Below are 16,322 nucleotides of genomic sequence, written 5' to 3'. Positions count from 1 at the left end.
TGTTCACTCATGGACCGCCGAATCTTCGGGCTGGAGAACGAGTACGGCGTCACATGTACGTTTCGGGGGCAGCGGCGCCTGTCCCCTGACGAGGTGGCGCGGTACCTCTTCCGCCGTGTCGTGTCATGGGGCCGCAGCAGCAACGTCTTCCTCCGCAACGGCGCCCGCCTCTACCTCGACGTGGGCTCGCACCCCGAGTACGCCACTCCCGAGTGCGACGACCTGATCGAGCTGGTCACCCACGACAAGGCGGGTGAACGCATCCTGGAAGGGCTGCTGGTCGACGCCGAGCGCCGGCTGCACGAGGAGGGCATCGCCGGCGACGTCTACCTGTTCAAGAACAACACCGACTCGGCGGGCAACTCCTACGGCTGCCACGAGAACTACCTGGTGGCCCGGCACGGGGAGTTCTCCCGGCTCGCGGACGTCCTCATCCCCTTCCTCGTCACGCGGCAGCTCATCTGCGGCGCGGGCAAGGTCCTCCAGACGCCGCGCGGCGCCGTCTACTGCGTCAGCCAGCGCGCCGAGCACATCTGGGAGGGGGTCAGCTCGGCCACCACCCGCTCCCGGCCGATCATCAACACCCGGGACGAGCCGCACGCCGACGCCGAGCGGTACCGCCGTCTCCACGTCATCGTCGGCGACTCCAACATGTCCGAGACGACGATGCTGCTCAAGGTCGGCGCCACCGACCTGGTGCTGCGCATGATCGAGGCGGGCACGGTCATGCGCGACCTCACCCTGGAGAACCCGATCCGGGCGATCCGCGAGGTCAGCCACGACATCACCGGCCAGCGCAAGGTGCGCCTGGCCAGCGGCCGTGAGGCGTCCGCGCTGGAGGTCCAGCAGGAGTACTTCGACAAGGCGGCCGACTTCTGCGACCGGCGCGGCATCCGCACCGGCGTCGTGGAGCAGGTCCTGGAGCTGTGGGGCCGCACCCTGGAGGCCGTCCGCACCCAGGAGCTGGACCGGGTCAACACCGAGATCGACTGGGTGATGAAGTACCAGCTCCTCGACCGCTACCGGGCCAAGCACAACATCACCATGTCGCACCCCAGGGTCGCGCAGATAGACCTCGCCTACCACGACATCCACCGCAGGCGCGGGCTGTACTACCTGCTGGAGCGCAGCGGGCGCGCCAAGCGGGTCTGCAACGACCTCAAGATCTTCCAGGGCAAGTCCGTGCCGCCGCAGACCACCCGGGCACGGCTGCGCGGCGACTTCATCCGCCGGGCCCAGGAGCAGCGCCGGGACTTCACAGTCGACTGGGTCCACCTCAAGCTCAACGACCAGGCGCAGCGGACGGTGTTGTGCAAGGACCCGTTCCGCTCGGTGGACGAGCGGGTGGAGAAGCTGATCGCCGGGATGTGAGGGGGCGGGTGCCGCTCCGGCCGCGCAGGCCATGGGTGCGCGGCCGGGGCAGCCCGTAGAGTGGCGCGCACTGCCATTCACCCCCCGACCCGAACGAGGACGACGTGCGACGACGATCCGTACTCCTTGCTCTCCCCGCCGGTCTGCTCACCCTCGCCGCCTGCGGCGGCGAAGGAGAGGGCGCTGACGCCGAAGAGAGCGTGGAAGCCACGCAGCCGCCGCAGAGCCCGCAGGCCGCGCCCACCGGGAAGATCGTCGACGGGCCGCTCCCGGAGATCACCGAGGGCAAGGCGTTCGGGGAGGCGCCCACCGTCGCCAAGGGCCAGGGCGAGCCGTCCTCCGACATCGCCGTCCAGGTGCTCACCGCCGGTACCGGTGCCACGGTGGCCAAGGGCGACTACCTCCAGTTCAACTACCTCGGCCAGATCTGGGACACCGCCAAGGTCTTCGACAGCTCCTTCGAGCGGGGCAAGGCGTCCGTCTTCCAGATCGGCATCGGGCAGCTCATCCCGGCCTGGGACCAGGTGCTCGTCGGCAAGAAGGCCGGCAGCCGCATCGAGCTGGGGGTGCCCCCGGCCTACGGGTACGGCGAGCAGGGCCAGCCGCAGGCGGGCATCGAGGGCGACGACACCCTCGTCTTCGTCATCGACGTCGTCGGCACCTTCAACGGCAAGAGCTCGGCGCAGGGCGAGGAGAAGCCGCAGGACGACGACGCCCTGCCCACCGTGGGGACCAACACCGACGGCGCGGCCCCCGCCATCGAGCTGCCCGGCGGCCAGCCGCCGAAGGACCTGGTCGCCGACTACGTCATCGAGGGCGACGGGGCCGAGGTCGAGTCGACGGACGCCGTCCTCGTCCAGTACAAGGGCGTCCTGTGGGACGGCGGCAAGGAGTTCGACTCCACCTACGGGCGCGGCCAGCTCGCCCAGTTCGGTCTGGACGGCGTCGTCGAGGGCTGGTCGCGCGGGCTCACGGGCAAGAAGGTGGGCAGTCGCGTCATGATCGTCGTACCTCCGGACCTGGGTTACGGTGAGAGCGGGCAGAACGAGATCCCCGGCGGCGCGACCCTCGTGTTCAGCGTGGACATCCTCGCCGTTGTCTAGACGGGCCGCCGTCCGCACCACGCCGCCCGTACACAGTCCATGAGGAGCAGTTTCGTGAACATCGACAAGCCCGAGGTCGACTTCCCCGAGGGCGAGCCGCCGGCCGACCTGACGATCGAGGACATCTGGGAGGGCGAGGGCCAGGTCGCCGAGGCCGGGAACACCGTCTCCGTGCACTACGTGGGTGTCTCCTTCAGCACCGGCGAGGAGTTCGACGCCTCCTGGAACCGCGGCAAGCCGCTCCAGTTCCAGCTCGGCGTCGGCCAGGTCATCCCCGGCTGGGACCGCGGTGTGCAGGGCATGAAGGTCGGCGGCCGGCGCCGGCTGACCATCCCGCCGCACCTCGCCTACGGCGAGCAGGGCGCGGGCGGCCGGATCAAGCCCAACGAGACCCTGATCTTCGTCTGCGACCTCGTCGCCGTCTGAGCGGCCGCCCGGCGGCCGTCGGCACACCACCGGCGGCCGCCGGGCGGACCGCCGCGCCGCCCCGCGGCGCCGGGCCCCGCGCCGTGTGGCGCGGGGCCCGAACGCGTTTGGTCCGCGCTGGTCACCAGCGGTACGGTCAGCGCTCGGGGACGGGGAAGAAGAGAGGGCGTCGATGGCCATTGCCAAGGCCGAGCGGCTCATGAACCTGGCGCTGTGCCTGCTCGGGACGCGGCGCCCGCTCACCAAGCGGGAGCTGCGCGCCTCCATCGAGGCCTACCTCGAAGCCGCGAGCGACGACGCCTTCAACCGCATGTTCGAGCGGGACAAGGACGACCTGCGGGAACTCGGCCTGATCATCGACACGGCCGAGAACGTGGACGGCGAGGCCGCCTACCAGGCCCGCCGGGACCTCAACCAGCTCCCGCCCATCACCCTGGACCCGGCCGAGGCCGCCGCCCTGGGCCTGGCCGCACGGGTGTGGCAGCAGGCCCGGCTCGCCGGGGCGGCGAGCGGCGCCCTGCAAAAGCTCCGGGCCGCGGGCATGCCGCTGGCCGAGGAGGAGGCGTACGGGCCGCTCAGCGCCCTGGAACCGCGCATCCCGGCCACCGACGCCGCGTTCGAGCCGCTCATGCTGGCCTGCCGCGACCGCCGTCCCGTCGTCTTCCACTACCGCAGGTCCAACGAGGCACGGGCCGTCAAGCGGCACGTCGAACCGTGGACGCTGGAGTGCTGGCGCGGCCACTGGTACCTGGCGGGCTGGGACCGCGACCGGCAGGCCGAGCGGGTCTTCCGCCTCTCGCGGATCACCGGCCCGGTGCGCTCCCGGGCCGGTGCCTACACGGCGCCGGTGCCCGACCAGGTCCGGGTGCGCGAGACCGTCGAGCGCTTCGCCGGGGAGAACGCCACCGCGAGCGCCCGCATCCGGCTGCGCCGCGGCTCCGGCTACCCGCTGCGGGCGCGCGCGCTGGACGTGCGCCCGGCGGGGGAGGGGTGGGACGAGCTGGAGATCCCGTACGGACACGGACTGGACGCCTGGCTCGCCGAGTTCGGGCCCGACGTCGTCGTCCTGGAGCCCGCCGAGCTGCGCGCCGACGTCATCGACCGGCTGCGTGCCGTGGCCAAGGGCTGAGGGGGGTTCACCACACATGGCAGTCAACGCCATCGACCAGACCCGGCGGATGCTCTCGCTGGTCACCTACCTGCGCGAGCGCCCCGGCGCCCGGGTGGACGAGGTGGCCCGCGCCTTCGGCATCACCCCGGACGAGCTGACCGCCGACCTCCAGGTGCTCCCCATGTGCGGCACCAGCTTCCGCGGCGGCGACCTGCTGGACATCGACACCGACGGCGAGCACATCTGGTGGCACAACGCCGACGCGGTGGACTCCACCGGGCAGCCGCTGCGGCTCGCCGCCGACGAGGCCACCGCGCTGCTGGTGGCCGCGCGCGCCGTCGCCACCCTGCCGGGACTGCGCGAGGGCGACCGCGACGCGCTGCTGCGGGCGTCGGCCAAGCTGGAGGAGGCGGCGGGCGAGAACGCCCGCGCCAGCTCCCGGCTCTCGGTCACCTTCGAGTCCGAGGGCGGGGTGTTCGCCGACGTCGACCGGGCGATGGCCGAACGCCGCCGCATCTGGCTGCGCTACTACTCCCCGGCCCGCGACGAGCTGACCGAACGGGAGGTCGACCCGATCCGCCTCTTCGTCCTCGGCCACACCTACATGGAGGCGTGGTGCCGGCTCTCGGAGGCCCGGCGCACGTTCCGGCTGGACCGGGTGGCCGAGATCCGGCTGCTGGACGAACCGGCCGACCCGCCGCCCGTCACCCCGCGCGACCTGTCGGCGGGGCTGGTGCAGCCGGCCGCCGAGGACCCGGAGGTCGTCGTCGAGGTCGGGCCGCGCGGGCGGTGGGTGGCCGAGTACTGGCCGCACGACAGCGCCGAGGAACTGCCCGACGGGGGACTGCGCATCACGCTGCGCACCCCCGACCCGGCCTCCCTGCGCCGTCTGGCGCTGCGGCTGGGCGCCGACGGCCGGATCACCGCCCCCGCCGAGCTGGCCGGGCACGCGCGGCAGGCCGCCCGGGAGGCCCTGGCCGGGTACGGGCACTGAGGGCGCGCCGCCCGGGAGACTGAGCGCGCGCCGCCCGGCGGCCGTCGGGCGGGTGCGCGCCCCGGCGCCGGTGGACCGGTGCCCGCGGGCGGTGGACTACGCTCACCCGCATGCTGTGGCCCATGGTCTTCCTCGCGCTCGCCTTCAGCGGAACCGTCGTGCTGGGGGTGCTCGCCGTCCGGGTGGCCGTCGAGGTCCGCCGGCTGTCCCGCGCGGTGGGGGACAGCGCGGAACGCATCACCCGGGCCACCGAGGAGCTGGAGCGGGCGGCCGGGCCGCTCGCGGCCCGCGCCGGATCGGCGGGACGCGGCTGAGCGGGCGGGCCGGCCGCCGGGCCGCCGGACCGAACGGCTACCAGGCCGCTTCCGAGGCATTGCCGCACGTTTACCCCTGAGCGTTACGATGGTCCCTCGTGCGGCGCTGGATACAGATCACCACGGCCCGCAACCGGAACGTCCCTTGCGGTCTCGGCGAGAAGGTAGGCACTCACATGCCCGGTAACATCGGCATCTGGCAGCTCGTGATCATCATCGGCCTGGTCGTGCTGCTCTTCGGTGCCAAGCGCCTGCCCGACACGGCCCGCGCCCTGGGCAAGTCCCTGCGCATCCTCAAGAGCGAGACGTCCGCGATGAAGAAGGACGGCAAGTCCGAGGACGAGGAGCGGGACGGCGCGGCCGAGAGCACGGCTCCCCGTACCATCCAGGCCGCCCCCGGTGACGTGACCAGCTCCCGCCCCGTCGAGGAGCCCAAGCGCACCACCCAGGGCTGACCCCCGGGCTTTCACCGCAGGCAAGCGGCAGCCGCGCGCTGAGCGGGCCGCCCCATGAGATGAGGACGTGGGTTGCTCAAGTCCGCCCGCACCAAGGCAGCCAAGGACCCCGAGGGGCGGATGCCCCTGGTGGAACACCTGCGTGAGCTGCGCAACCGGCTGGTCAAGTCGCTGCTGGCCATCGTGCCGCTGCTGATCGTCGCGATGTTCTACGCCAAGGACATCGGCGAGTTCATCACCGAACCGCTGCCCATCTGCCGGACGGACGCCGAACTGGCCGAGGCGAGGGAGGCGGGCGAACGCTGCGCGACGCTCTCCCAGATGGGGCTCACCTCCCCGTTCACGACGTACGTGAAGGTGGCCCTGCTCACCGCGGTGGTCACGGCCGCGCCGGTGTGGCTCTACCAGTTCTGGGCGTTCCTCGCGCCCGGACTGCACCGCAGCGAGAAGAAGTACGCGCTGTCCACCGTCGCCTTCGGCACCCCGCTCTTCCTGACCGGCGCGGCGCTGGCGCACTGGCTGCTGCCGCACGCCATCCCCGTGCTGCTGGGCTTCAGCCTCGACGGCTCCACGAACCTCGTCACCGTCGACGACATGATCGACATCTCGGTGAAGCTGGTCCTCGCCTTCGGCCTGGCCTTCCAGCTGCCACTGGTGCTCATCCTGCTCAACCTCGGCGGAGTCCTCAGCGGCAAGCGCATGCTGGGCTGGTGGCGCGCCATGGTGATGTGCATCTCCGTGTTCGCCGCGATGGTCACCCCCACCGACCCGCTCTCCATGCTCGTGCTGGCCGTCCCCATCACGGTCCTCTACTTCGGCGCGACGGGCTTCGCGCTGATCAACGACCGCCGCAGGGCCGCGAGCGACCCGGACGCCGATCTGGACGACGACGAGGCGTCCGAGCTGGACCTCACGCCCGAGACGGTCTCCGCCGGGCCCCTGCTGCCCGAGCAGTCCGACGGCTCCCCGGCACCGCGGCGAGGCGGGTTCGACGACGCGACGTGAGCCGCCGCCCGGCGGGGCGGGACGGCGGGCGGCGGCGGGGCCGGGCCGAAGGGCCGCACGGGGAAATGATCGTGCGGTGTCGCACCCGGCCGGTAGGCTCGACGGCACGATGACCGAGGACATGTCCCCAGCTGAGCGCTACGCCGCCGCTCGCCACCGGGCCGCCGAGCAGGCCACCGCCCTGGCGCCCTTCCGCGAGATGTACGAGTTCGACCTCGACCCCTTCCAGCTCGACGCCTGCCGCGCCCTGGAAGACGGGAAGGGCGTGCTGGTCGCCGCGCCAACGGGTTCCGGCAAGACGATCGTCGGCGAGTTCGCCGTCCACCTGGCTCTCACCCAGGGCCGCAAGTGCTTCTACACCACCCCGATCAAGGCGCTGTCGAACCAGAAGTTCGCCGATCTCGCCAAGCGCTACGGCGCGGAGCGGGTCGGCCTGCTGACCGGTGACAACAGCGTCAACGCCGAGGCGCCGGTGGTCGTGATGACCACCGAGGTCCTGCGGAACATGCTCTACGCCGGGTCGCAGACGCTGCGCGGCCTGGGCTACGTGGTGATGGACGAGGTGCACTACCTCTCCGACCGCTTCCGCGGCGCGGTGTGGGAGGAGGTGATCATCCACCTCCCCGACTCGGTGACGCTGGTGTCGCTGTCCGCGACGGTCTCCAACGCCGAGGAGTTCGGCGACTGGCTGGACACCGTGCGCGGCGACACCCGGGTCATCGTCTCCGAGCACCGTCCGGTGCCGCTGTGGCAGCACGTGCTGGCGGGGCGGCGCATGTACGACCTGTTCGAGGAGAAGGGCGGGCGGCGCGAGGTCAACCCGGACCTGGTGCGCATGGCCCGGATGGAGAACAGCGCCACGGGCCCGCGCGACCGGCGGCGGCCCAAGCGGGAGGCCGACCGGGAACGGGAGCGCCGCGAGCGGCGCCGGATCTGGATTCCGAGCCGTCCCGAGGTCATCGACCGGCTGGACGCCGAGGGGCTGCTGCCCGCCATCACCTTCATCTTCAGCCGCGCGGGCTGCGAGGCGGCGGTCCAGCAGTGCCTGGCCGCCGGGCTGCGGCTCAACGACGCCGCGGCCCGCACCCGGGTGCGGGAGCTCGTGGAGCGGCGCACCGCGGAGATCCCCGACGAGGACCTGCACGTCCTCGGGTACTTCGAGTGGCTGGAGGGTCTGGAGCGGGGCATCGCCGCCCACCACGCCGGGATGCTGCCCAGGTTCAAGGAGGTCGTCGAGGAGCTGTTCGTGCAGGGCCTGGTGAAGGCCGTGTTCGCCACCGAGACGCTCGCCCTCGGCATCAACATGCCCGCCCGCTCCGTGGTGCTGGAGAAGCTCGTCAAGTGGAACGGCGAGCAGCACGCCGACATCACGCCCGGCGAGTACACCCAGCTCACCGGGCGCGCCGGGCGCCGCGGCATCGACATCGAGGGCCACGCGGTGGTGCTGTGGCAGCGCGGCATGGACCCGGGCGCCCTCGCGGGCCTGGCCGGAACGCGGACGTATCCGCTGCGCTCCTCCTTCAAGCCGTCCTACAACATGGCCGTCAACCTGGTCGAGCAGTTCGGACGGCACCGCTCCCGGGAGCTGCTGGAGACCTCCTTCGCGCAGTTCCAGGCGGACCGCTCCGTCGTCGGCGTCTCCCGGCAGGTGCAGAAGAACGAGGAGGGCCTGGAGGGCTTCAAGGCCGCCATGACCTGCCACCTCGGGGACTTCGAGGAGTACGCCCGGCTCCGCCGCGACCTCGGGGAGCGGGAGACGGAGCTGGCCAAGCAGGGCGTCGCCCAGCGCCGTGCCCAGGCCGCCGCCGCCCTGGAGAAGCTCCGGCCGGGCGACATCATCCACGTGCCCACGGGCAAGTTCGCGGGGCTGGCGCTCGTGCTGGACCCGGGCCTGCCCGCCGGACGCAGCACCGGGCACCGGGGCCTGGACCACCACGACGGGCCGCGCCCGCTGGTGCTCACCGCGCAGCGGCAGGTCAAGCGGCTGGCCGGGGTGGACTTCCCGGTCCCCGTCGAGCCCGTGGAGCGGATGCGCATCCCGAAGTCCTTCAACGCGCGCAGCCCGCAGTCCCGCCGCGACCTGGCCTCCGCGCTGCGCACTAAGGCGGGCGGCGCCGCGTACGAGGGACCGCCGCACCGCCGCAGGCGGCAGCGGGCCGCCGCCGCGGACGACGAGCGGATCAGCCGGCTGCGCGCCGAGATCCGGGCCCACCCCTGCCACGGCTGCGACGAACGCGAGGACCACGCCCGCTGGGCGGAGCGGTACCACCGGCTGCGCCGCGACACCCGGCAGCTCGAACGCCGGATCGAGGGGCGTACCAACACCATCGCCCGCACCTTCGACCGGGTCTACGCGCTGCTGTCGGCCCTGGGCTACCTGCGCGGCGACGCGGCGACCGAGGACGGCAGGCGGCTGGCCCGGCTCTACGGCGAGCTGGACCTGCTGGCCGCCGAGTGCCTGCGCGAAGGCGTGTGGGAGGGCCTGAAACCGGCCGAACTGGCGGCCTGCGCCTCGGCGCTGGTCTATGAGGCGCGCACACCCGACGACGCGTTGCCGCCGCACCTCCCCGGCGGCCGGGCGAAGGCGGCGCTGGGCGAGATGGTCCGCATCTGGGGCAGGCTGGACGCCCTGGAGGAGGACCACGGCGTCAGCCAGAGCGAGGGGGTGGGCCAGCGCGAACCGGACCTCGGCTTCGCCTGGCCCGTGTACCGCTGGGCCGAGGGGGAGAACCTTGACGCGGTGCTCCGGGAGGCGGAGATGCCCGCCGGTGACTTCGTGCGCTGGTGCAAGCAGGTCGTGGACGTGCTCGGGCAGCTCGCCGCCGCCGCGCCGGAGGGCAGCACCGTGCGGCGCGGCGCCCGCAAGGCGGTGGACGAGATGCTGCGGGGCGTCGTGGCGTACTCCTCCCTGGGATGAGGCCCGGCGGCGCCGGCCCCGCCGGGCCGCGCGTCACCGGGGCAGCGCGGCCAGCAGGCGTTGCAGCGAGCCGCCCAGGCCCCAGCGCCCGGCCAGCTCCGCCAGCCGCCGCGGGTCCTTCGGGGCGCGGGGCAGCGTGGCGTCCTGCCCGGCCAGCGGGACGTCGTCGGCCACCCGCACCACCGTGGGCGCCACCGCCAGGTAGGGGCGGGCCTCCGCCAGGCGGCGCCGCTGAGCGGGCGTCAGGCCGGAGCGCGGGTCCTCCACGGCGGCCAGGATGCCCGGCAGGCCGCCGTACGCGGCGATGAGCTTGGCGGCCGTCTTCTCGCCGATGCCCGCGACGCCGGGCAGCCCGTCGCTCGGGTCCCCGCGCAGCAGCGCCAGGTCGGCGTAACCGGCGCCGTCCACCCCGTACTTGGCGCGCAGCGCCGCGCCGTCGAAGGCCGCGAGCGTCCCCATGCCCTTCACCGGGTAGAGCACACGCACCCCGCGGGCGTCGTCCACGAGCTGGAAGAGGTCCCGGTCCCCGGTGACGATGTCGACCGGGCCGTCCGCGCGGTGGGTGAGGGTGCCGATGACGTCGTCGGCCTCGTAACCGGCGGCCTCGGCGCGGGCGATGCCCAGCGCGTCGAGGACCTCCTCGATGACGGGCACCTGGGGGGCTAGCGTGTCCGGCACGACCTCGGCGTCCGGGCCCTCCGGCGTCTCCTCGGCGACCCGGTGCGCCTTGTAGGAGGGGATCAGCTCGACCCGCCAGGCCGGCCGCCAGTCGGCGTCCATGCAGGCCACCAGCGCGTCGGGCCGGTGGTCGTGCACCAGCCGCGCGATGAAGTCCAGCAGCCCGCGCACCGCGTTGACGGGCGTGCCGTCCGGCGCGGTGACGGATTCGGGCACCCCGAAGTAGGCGCGGAAGTACAGGGATGCGGTGTCGAGGAGCATCAGGCGTCGCGTGGTCACCTGACGATGATGCCGCAGCGGTCGGACACCCGGCCGGCGCCCCGCGGACCGGACCGCCCGGTGTCCGGCGGACCGGCGGTCCGTCCCGGCTCCGGGCCGCGGCGGGCCCGGCCGCCCCTGAGACCGGAACGTGATGTGTGGCCACGGGCCAGCCGGGCAGGCGTGCGAAGTCGGGGCCCGTGTGCCCCGTTGTCAAGAGTCACGATCGAGACAGAGGTAATACCTGGTGGCCGCTGAGCAGACGGCGAGACAGCCGAAGGACCTACCGCAGAAAGAGCCGTCCGGAACACCCGGCGGCCGGTCGTCGATCGCGCCCCGGGTGTTCTGGCCGTCGACGGTCGTCATCGTGGGATTCGTGCTGTACGCCACGGTCTTCCGCGAATCGGCCCAGGAGCAGATCGCCACCGTGCAGGCCGAGATCGTCGGCGGCCTGGGGTGGTACTACACGGCCATCGTCTCCCTCTTCGTCATCTTCGCCCTGTGGGTGGGCATCGGCCGCTACGGGGACATCCGGCTCGGCAAGACGGGCCAGCCGCCGGAGTTCGGCATGGGCTCGTGGCTGGCGATGCTGTTCGCCGCGGGCATGGGCATCGGGCTCGTCTTCTGGGGCGTGGCCGAGCCGATGAACCACTTCGCCGCGCCGCGCCCCGGCACCGGCGAGGGGCAGGCGGAGCGCGCCGAGTTCGCCATGGTGCAGACGTTCCTGCACTGGGGGGTGCACCCCTGGGCGGTGTACGCCATCGTCGGCCTCGCCGTCGCCTACGCCGTGCACCGCAAGGGCCACCCCGTCTCCATACGCTGGGCCCTGGAACCGGTGCTCGGACAGCGCGTCAAGGGCTGGCTCGGCGACGTCATCGACACCGTCGCCGTCGTCGGCACCCTGTTCGGCGTGGCGACCTCGCTGGGCCTCGGCGTGATGCAGATCTCCGCCGGGCTGAACTTCCAGGGCTGGACGGACGACCCGGGCGACAAGGGCCTGCTCGTCGCCCTCATCGTGGGGATCACGCTCGTCGCGGTCATCTCGGTGGTCACCGGCATCGGCAAGGGCATCAAGTGGCTGTCCAACGCCAACATGGGCGTGGCCGCGCTCATCCTGCTGTTCGTGCTGATCACCGGCCCGACGCTGTACCTGCTCGACACGTTCGTGCAGGACACCGGCGGCTACCTGCAGAACGTGCTCGCGCTCAGCTTCGACACCGGTGCCGCGCACGGCGACGAGGGCTCCGCCTGGGTGCAGGCGTGGACGGTCTTCTACTGGGGCTGGTGGATCTCCTGGGCGCCGTTCGTGGGCATCTTCATCGCCCGCATCTCCCGGGGCCGCACGGTGCGCGAGTTCGTCTGCGGCGTGCTGCTCGTCCCCACGCTGCTGACCTTCGTCTGGTTCGCCGTCTTCGGCGGTGCGGCCCTGCACGAGGAGACCTTCGGCGAGGGCGGCTTCGTCGGCGAGGACGGCGCGGTGGGCACCGACAGCGCCCTGTTCCAGCTGCTGGACACCCTGCCGGGCGGTGCCTTCGTCGCGGGCGTCGCGGTGCTGCTGATCGTGATGTTCTTCGTGACGTCGTCCGACTCCGGCTCCTACGTGGTGGACATGCTCACCTCCGGCGGCAACCCCAACCCGCCGGTGTGGAGCCGGGTGTTCTGGGCGTTCGCCGAGGGCGCGGTGGCCATCGCGCTGCTGGTCGCCAGCGGTACGGGGACGGCGTCCCTGGACACGCTGCAAACAGCGGCGATCATCATCGCGCTGCCGTTCAGCGTGGTCATGCTGGGCATGTGCGCGGCCACCCTGAAGTCCTTCCACCAGGAGCGCCAGGCGTACCTGGCGGCCAAACGCCGCGAGGCACAGGACCGGATCATCGACCGGGCCGTCGCCGCGGTCGAGGAGGGCCTGGAGAACGGCTCCCTGTCGGACGGATCCGGCCACGAGCGGACCGGGAGCGGCAAGCGGTGACCTGACGGCCGTCCGTCTCCGGACGCGCGCCGCCCGGCAGCCCCGGGGTCCGCACAGCGCGGGCTCCCGGGGCTGCCGCGTCCCCGGGGCCGGGTGGGCGGGGACGCCGGCGCCCTCCCCTAACCTGGCCCCATGACGGACACCCATCGATACGAGCTGAACCTCAAGTGGACCGGCGACACCGGCTCGGGCACGTCGGCCTACCGCGCCTACAGCCGCGCGCACGAGGTCACGGCGCCGGGGAAGCCGCCGCTGGCCGGGTCCGCCGACCCGGGCTTCAGGGGGGACGCCGACCGGTGGAACCCCGAGGAACTGCTCGTCTCCGCCCTGGCCCAGTGCCACATGCTGTGGTATCTGCACCTGTGCGCGGCCGGCGGCGTGACGGTCACCGGCTACACCGACGCCCCCACGGGCACGATGGTGACGGGCGCCGACGGCACCGGCGAGTTCACCGAGGCCGTCCTGAGACCGCGGGTGACGGTGGCGGAAGCGGGCATGGCCGACGCGGCGCGGGCCCTGCACGCCGAGGCGGGCCGCCGGTGCTTCATCGCCCGCTCCGTGCGCTTCCCTGTGCGGTACGAGCCGCACGTCGCGGTGGCCGGGAGCGCCGCCGGGTGACGGCCGGTGCGCGCCGTGTCGTGTCGCTGGTGCCCTCGCTGACGGAGGCGGTGGCCGCGACGGCCCCGGACCTGCTGGTGGGTGCCACCGACTGGTGCAGCCACCCGGCCGGGCTCGGGGTGGCGCGCGTCGGCGGCACCAAGAACCCCGACACGGCGCGAATCACCGCCCTCGCGCCCGACGTCGTCCTCGCCAACGAGGAGGAGAACCGCCCGGCCGACCTGGCGGCGCTGCGCCAGGCGGGGCTGGCGGTCCTCGTCACCGAGGTGCGCTGCCTCCCGCAGGCGTTCAGCGAGCTGGAGCGGGTGCTGGGGGAGGGCTGCGGCCTGGCCCGGCCGGGATGGCTGGACGACGCCGAGGCGGCCTGGCGGGACGCCGCCGCCCACGCCGTGCGCCCGGCCGTGCGCGCGGTGGTGCCCGTCTGGCGCAGGCCCTGGATGGTGCTGGGCCGCGACACCTTCGCCGGGGACGTCCTCGCCCGGCTGGGCGTGCGCCACCTGTACACCGGCCACGCCGAGCGCTATCCGCGCGTGCCGCTCGCCGCGCTGACCGGCAGCGGGGCGGAGCTGGTGGTGCTGCCCGACGAGCCGTACCGCTTCACGCCGGACGACGGCCCCGAGTGCTTTCCCGCGCTGCCCGCGGCCCTGGTCAGCGGGCGGCACCTGACCTGGTACGGGCCGTCGCTGGCCGAGGCCCCCGCCGTGCTCGGCCGCGCTCTGCGCGCGGCCCTCGGACCCGGTTGACCCGCGCCGTCCCGCCGCCCGGCCGTGCCGTCACCCGGCCGCCGTCCGCGCCGCCCGCCGCCTCAGCCGCCGGCGGCGCGGACCAGCGCGCGCAGGACCCGCAGGTCCGTGCCCGCCTCCGGGTGCCACTGCACGCCCAGCACGAACCCGTCACCCCCCGCGCGTTCGACGGCCTCCACCGTGCCGTCGGCGGCGTGCGCGCTCGCGGTCAGCCCGGCGCCGAGGGCGCCGACGGCCTGGTGGTGGTAGGTCGGCACGTCCACGGGCCCGTCCAGCAGGCGCCCCAGCAAGGTGCCCGGCACCGGCGCCACGCGGTGCGTGCCGAAGACGCCGGGCGGCCCGCCGTGCCCGTCCAGGTGCTGCACCAGCGTCCCGCCAAAGGCGACGTTGAGCAGTTGCATGCCCCGGCAGACGCCCAGCAGCGGCACCCCGGACGCCAGCGCCGCGTCGATCAGCGCCAGCTCCCACGCGTCACGCCGCCCGGCGGGCGGGCCGGTGCGCGGGTCGCGCCGGGCGGCGTAGCGGGCCGGGTCCACGTCGGGGCCGCCCGCGATGACCAGCGCGTCCACCCGGGCGGCCACGGCGGCCGCCGCGCCCGGTGCCGGATCGGGCGGCAGCAGCGCCGCCAGGGCGCCGGCGCCCTGCACCAGCCGGTGGTAGGCGGCGGGCAGCAGCGCCGCGGGCTGGTGCCACACCCCCCAGCGCACGGAGTCCTCCAGATAGGTGCTGACGCCGATGAGCGGAGCGGGCACCGGTTGCCTCCCGGGGTGTCGCGGTCAGTCGCGGTCGAGTGCGGACGTGGCCTCGGCGAGCAGCGCGAACTCCTCCTCGGGCGCCGCGGCGACCAGCCGGTGCCGGGAGTGGAGGGCGAAGTAGGCGGCGGCCACCAGGTACAGGGCGAGCGCGATCCCGGCCGCCCACGGGTCGACCAGGAACGTGGCCACCACCGCGAGACAGGCCAGGACGAGCGCCACCGACGAGGTGAGCTGCCCGCCGGGTGTGCGGTAGGGGCGGTGCAGCCCCGGCTCCCGGCGGCGCAGGACCACGTGGGAGAGCGACATCAGCACGTAGGAGACGGCGGCCCCGAACACCGCGACGTTGAGCATCCGCGCCCCGTCCCCGGTCGCGGCGGCCAGCGTGAAGCCGATCGCGCCGGGCACCAGCAGTCCGAGGTACGGCGCCTGGCGGCGGCTGGTCAGCGACAGGAAGCGCGGCAGGTACCCCGCCCGGGAGAGGGCGAAGAGCTGCCGGGACCCGGCGTAGACGAGGGAGAAGAACGACGCCACCAGCCCGGCGAGCCCCGCGTAGTTGACCAGGCGGCTCAGCGCCGTCGGCTCACCGCCCGCCGCCGCCTCCAGCGCGGCGACGAGCGGGCTGTCGGCGTCCTTGATGGCGTCCGACCCGGCGGCGCCCGCCGCGGGCAGCAGCGTGAGCAGGGCCAGCAGCACCAGGATGCCGATGGCCAGGCTCATGGCGCGCGGCAGCGTGCGGGCCGGGTCGCGGGTCTCCTCGGCGGCCAGCGGCACGCCCTCCACCCCGAGGAAGAACCACATGCCGAAGGGGACGGCCGCCCACACCCCGAGCAGGCCGTACGGCAGCCAGGACCCGGACCCGAAGGCCGACGCGTCACCGGCGACGTCGGTCAGCCCGGCGGCGTCGAAGTGGGTGAGCGCACCGGCGGCGAAGACCAGCAGGGCGGCGACCGCGATGCCGGTGACCACGAAGCTGAACCGCAGCGCCTCCCCGACGCCCCACAGGTGCACCCCCGTGAAGAGGACGAAGCAGGCCAGGTAGACGGGCCACCCGGAGGTGAGCCCGAACAGGCCGAGCGACTCGACGTAGCCGCCGATGAACACCGCGATCGCGGCGGGCGCGAGCACGTACTCGATGAGGACGGCCGTCCCGGTGAGGAAGCCGCCCCAGGGGCCGAGCGCACGGCGGGCGAAGCCGTAGCCGCCGCCCGCCGTGGGCAGGATCGCGGACAGCTCGGCCAGGGAGAACACCAGACACGTGTACATCAGGCCCATCGCCACCGTGGCGATGACCAGGCCGCCGAAGCCGCCCTCGGCCAGCCCGAAGTTCCAGCCCGCGTAGTCCCCGGAGACGACGTAGGCGACACCGAGCCCGGTCAGCAGCACCCAGCCCGCGCTGCCGCGCCGCAGCGAGCGGCGGGCCAGGTAGGCGTCCGGCTGCGGCTGCCCCTGCCCCTGCCCCTTCCCGGCGCGGCCCGGTGACGCCGTTTCCCCGCCCATGGGCATCTCCGCTCTGTGACGGCATTGGTGTCGTGCGACACCTTTGCGGGGCCGCCGGGGGCGGCGCAAGACCGCCTGCCTCCCCGGGGTGCCGCCGCGGGCGCACTC

At 73.6% G+C, this 16,322-nt stretch carries 16 protein-coding genes; 12 read left to right on the top strand and 4 right to left on the bottom strand.

From position 1 onward, the window contains the following. The first annotated feature begins 9 nt into the window (after positions 1 to 9). The 9 genes from pafA (at position 10) to V1J52_RS13385 (ending at position 9,696) form a co-directional block, all read left to right on the top strand. Positions 10 to 1,371 carry a Pup--protein ligase gene (pafA, locus tag V1J52_RS13425; protein ID WP_330139964.1) on the top strand — a complete coding sequence of 454 codons (1,362 nt, stop codon included), beginning with the start codon at positions 10 to 12 and terminating at the stop codon, positions 1,369 to 1,371. 104 nt (positions 1,372 to 1,475) lie between these two features. Continuing rightward, positions 1,476 to 2,474 carry an FKBP-type peptidyl-prolyl cis-trans isomerase gene (locus tag V1J52_RS13420; protein WP_330139963.1) on the top strand — a complete coding sequence of 333 codons (999 nt, stop codon included), beginning with the start codon at positions 1,476 to 1,478 and terminating at the stop codon, positions 2,472 to 2,474. 54 nt (positions 2,475 to 2,528) lie between these two features. Continuing rightward, positions 2,529 to 2,900: an FKBP-type peptidyl-prolyl cis-trans isomerase gene (locus tag V1J52_RS13415; protein WP_330139962.1), complete on the top strand. Its 372-nt coding sequence runs from the start codon at positions 2,529 to 2,531 to the stop codon at positions 2,898 to 2,900. A gap of 172 nt (positions 2,901 to 3,072) precedes the next feature. Further along, positions 3,073 to 4,029: a helix-turn-helix transcriptional regulator gene (locus tag V1J52_RS13410; protein ID WP_330139961.1), complete on the top strand. Its 957-nt coding sequence runs from the start codon at positions 3,073 to 3,075 to the stop codon at positions 4,027 to 4,029. 16 nt (positions 4,030 to 4,045) lie between these two features. Continuing rightward, on the top strand, positions 4,046 to 5,005 hold the full coding sequence (locus V1J52_RS13405) for a helix-turn-helix transcriptional regulator (protein ID WP_330139960.1): 960 nt from the start codon (positions 4,046 to 4,048) through the stop codon (positions 5,003 to 5,005). Between the two features lie 110 nt (positions 5,006 to 5,115). Beyond that, complete coding sequence (locus tag V1J52_RS13400; RefSeq protein ID WP_330139959.1) at positions 5,116 to 5,319, top strand: hypothetical protein; 204 nt, start codon at positions 5,116 to 5,118, stop codon at positions 5,317 to 5,319. Positions 5,320 to 5,495: 176 nt separating this feature from the next. Beyond that, the gene (gene tatA / locus V1J52_RS13395) at positions 5,496 to 5,774 is read left to right on the top strand and encodes a Sec-independent protein translocase subunit TatA (RefSeq protein ID WP_330139958.1); all 279 of its coding nucleotides are present in this window, start codon (positions 5,496 to 5,498) and stop codon (positions 5,772 to 5,774) included. Positions 5,775 to 5,846: 72 nt separating this feature from the next. Further along, positions 5,847 to 6,779, top strand: coding sequence for a twin-arginine translocase subunit TatC (tatC, locus tag V1J52_RS13390; RefSeq protein ID WP_330139957.1), 933 nt, complete (start codon positions 5,847 to 5,849; stop codon positions 6,777 to 6,779). Between the two features lie 109 nt (positions 6,780 to 6,888). Continuing rightward, on the top strand, positions 6,889 to 9,696 hold the full coding sequence (locus V1J52_RS13385) for a DEAD/DEAH box helicase (protein WP_330139956.1): 2,808 nt from the start codon (positions 6,889 to 6,891) through the stop codon (positions 9,694 to 9,696). A gap of 33 nt (positions 9,697 to 9,729) precedes the next feature. Here the strand turns inward: V1J52_RS13385 and V1J52_RS13380 are convergent, their stop codons facing one another. Further along, positions 9,730 to 10,635 (bottom strand): 5'-3' exonuclease, encoded by a 906-nt coding sequence (locus tag V1J52_RS13380; RefSeq protein ID WP_330140112.1) that lies wholly within the window; start codon positions 10,633 to 10,635, stop codon positions 9,730 to 9,732. Positions 10,636 to 10,845: 210 nt separating this feature from the next. Next, a complete protein-coding gene (locus tag V1J52_RS13375) occupies positions 10,846 to 10,998 on the bottom strand; it encodes a hypothetical protein (RefSeq protein WP_330139955.1) in 153 nt (50 codons plus the stop codon). Between the two features lies 1 nt (position 10,999). Between V1J52_RS13375 and V1J52_RS13370 the strand changes: the two genes are divergently transcribed. From V1J52_RS13370 to V1J52_RS13360, 3 genes are all read left to right on the top strand, one after another. Further along, positions 11,000 to 12,601 (top strand): BCCT family transporter, encoded by a 1,602-nt coding sequence (locus tag V1J52_RS13370; protein ID WP_330139954.1) that lies wholly within the window; start codon positions 11,000 to 11,002, stop codon positions 12,599 to 12,601. A gap of 132 nt (positions 12,602 to 12,733) precedes the next feature. Then, positions 12,734 to 13,219, top strand: a complete 486-nt coding sequence (locus V1J52_RS13365) for an OsmC family protein (RefSeq protein WP_330139953.1) — start codon at positions 12,734 to 12,736, stop codon at positions 13,217 to 13,219. Further along, the gene (locus tag V1J52_RS13360) at positions 13,216 to 13,962 is read left to right on the top strand and encodes a helical backbone metal receptor (RefSeq protein WP_330139952.1); all 747 of its coding nucleotides are present in this window, start codon (positions 13,216 to 13,218) and stop codon (positions 13,960 to 13,962) included. The genes V1J52_RS13365 and V1J52_RS13360 overlap by 4 nt, the downstream gene beginning before the upstream one ends. A gap of 62 nt (positions 13,963 to 14,024) precedes the next feature. Here V1J52_RS13360 and V1J52_RS13355 read toward each other — a convergent pair whose 3' ends face one another. Then, positions 14,025 to 14,714: a gamma-glutamyl-gamma-aminobutyrate hydrolase family protein gene (locus V1J52_RS13355; RefSeq protein WP_330139951.1), complete on the bottom strand. Its 690-nt coding sequence runs from the start codon at positions 14,712 to 14,714 to the stop codon at positions 14,025 to 14,027. 24 nt (positions 14,715 to 14,738) lie between these two features. Continuing rightward, a complete protein-coding gene (gene eat / locus V1J52_RS13350; protein ID WP_443075811.1) occupies positions 14,739 to 16,220 on the bottom strand; it encodes an ethanolamine permease in 1,482 nt (493 codons plus the stop codon). Between the last annotated feature and the right edge of the window lie 102 nt (positions 16,221 to 16,322).

It is taken from the genome of Streptomyces solitudinis (assembly GCF_036323765.1).
Taxonomy (GTDB): domain Bacteria; phylum Actinomycetota; class Actinomycetes; order Streptomycetales; family Streptomycetaceae; genus Streptomyces.
Note: the sequence above shows the minus strand (reverse complement) of the source record. Positions and strands in the feature narration are given on the sequence as shown.

What these genes read in the sequence shown, in the direction of transcription:
- pafA (WP_330139964.1), top strand. Translation starts at nt 10, where the DNA reads ATGGACCGCCGAATCTTCGGGCTGGAGAACGAGTACGGCGTCACATGT.
- V1J52_RS13410 (WP_330139961.1), top strand. Translation starts at nt 3,073, where the DNA reads ATGGCCATTGCCAAGGCCGAGCGGCTCATGAACCTGGCGCTGTGCCTG.
- V1J52_RS13405 (WP_330139960.1), top strand. Translation starts at nt 4,046, where the DNA reads ATGGCAGTCAACGCCATCGACCAGACCCGGCGGATGCTCTCGCTGGTC.
- V1J52_RS13400 (WP_330139959.1), top strand. Translation starts at nt 5,116, where the DNA reads ATGCTGTGGCCCATGGTCTTCCTCGCGCTCGCCTTCAGCGGAACCGTC.
- tatA (WP_330139958.1), top strand. Translation starts at nt 5,496, where the DNA reads ATGCCCGGTAACATCGGCATCTGGCAGCTCGTGATCATCATCGGCCTG.
- V1J52_RS13385 (WP_330139956.1), top strand. Translation starts at nt 6,889, where the DNA reads ATGACCGAGGACATGTCCCCAGCTGAGCGCTACGCCGCCGCTCGCCAC.
- V1J52_RS13380 (WP_330140112.1), bottom strand. Translation starts at nt 10,635, where the DNA reads ATGCTCCTCGACACCGCATCCCTGTACTTCCGCGCCTACTTCGGGGTG.
- V1J52_RS13375 (WP_330139955.1), bottom strand. Translation starts at nt 10,998, where the DNA reads ATGACGACCGTCGACGGCCAGAACACCCGGGGCGCGATCGACGACCGG.
- V1J52_RS13365 (WP_330139953.1), top strand. Translation starts at nt 12,734, where the DNA reads ATGACGGACACCCATCGATACGAGCTGAACCTCAAGTGGACCGGCGAC.
- eat (WP_443075811.1), bottom strand. Translation starts at nt 16,220, where the DNA reads ATGCCCATGGGCGGGGAAACGGCGTCACCGGGCCGCGCCGGGAAGGGG.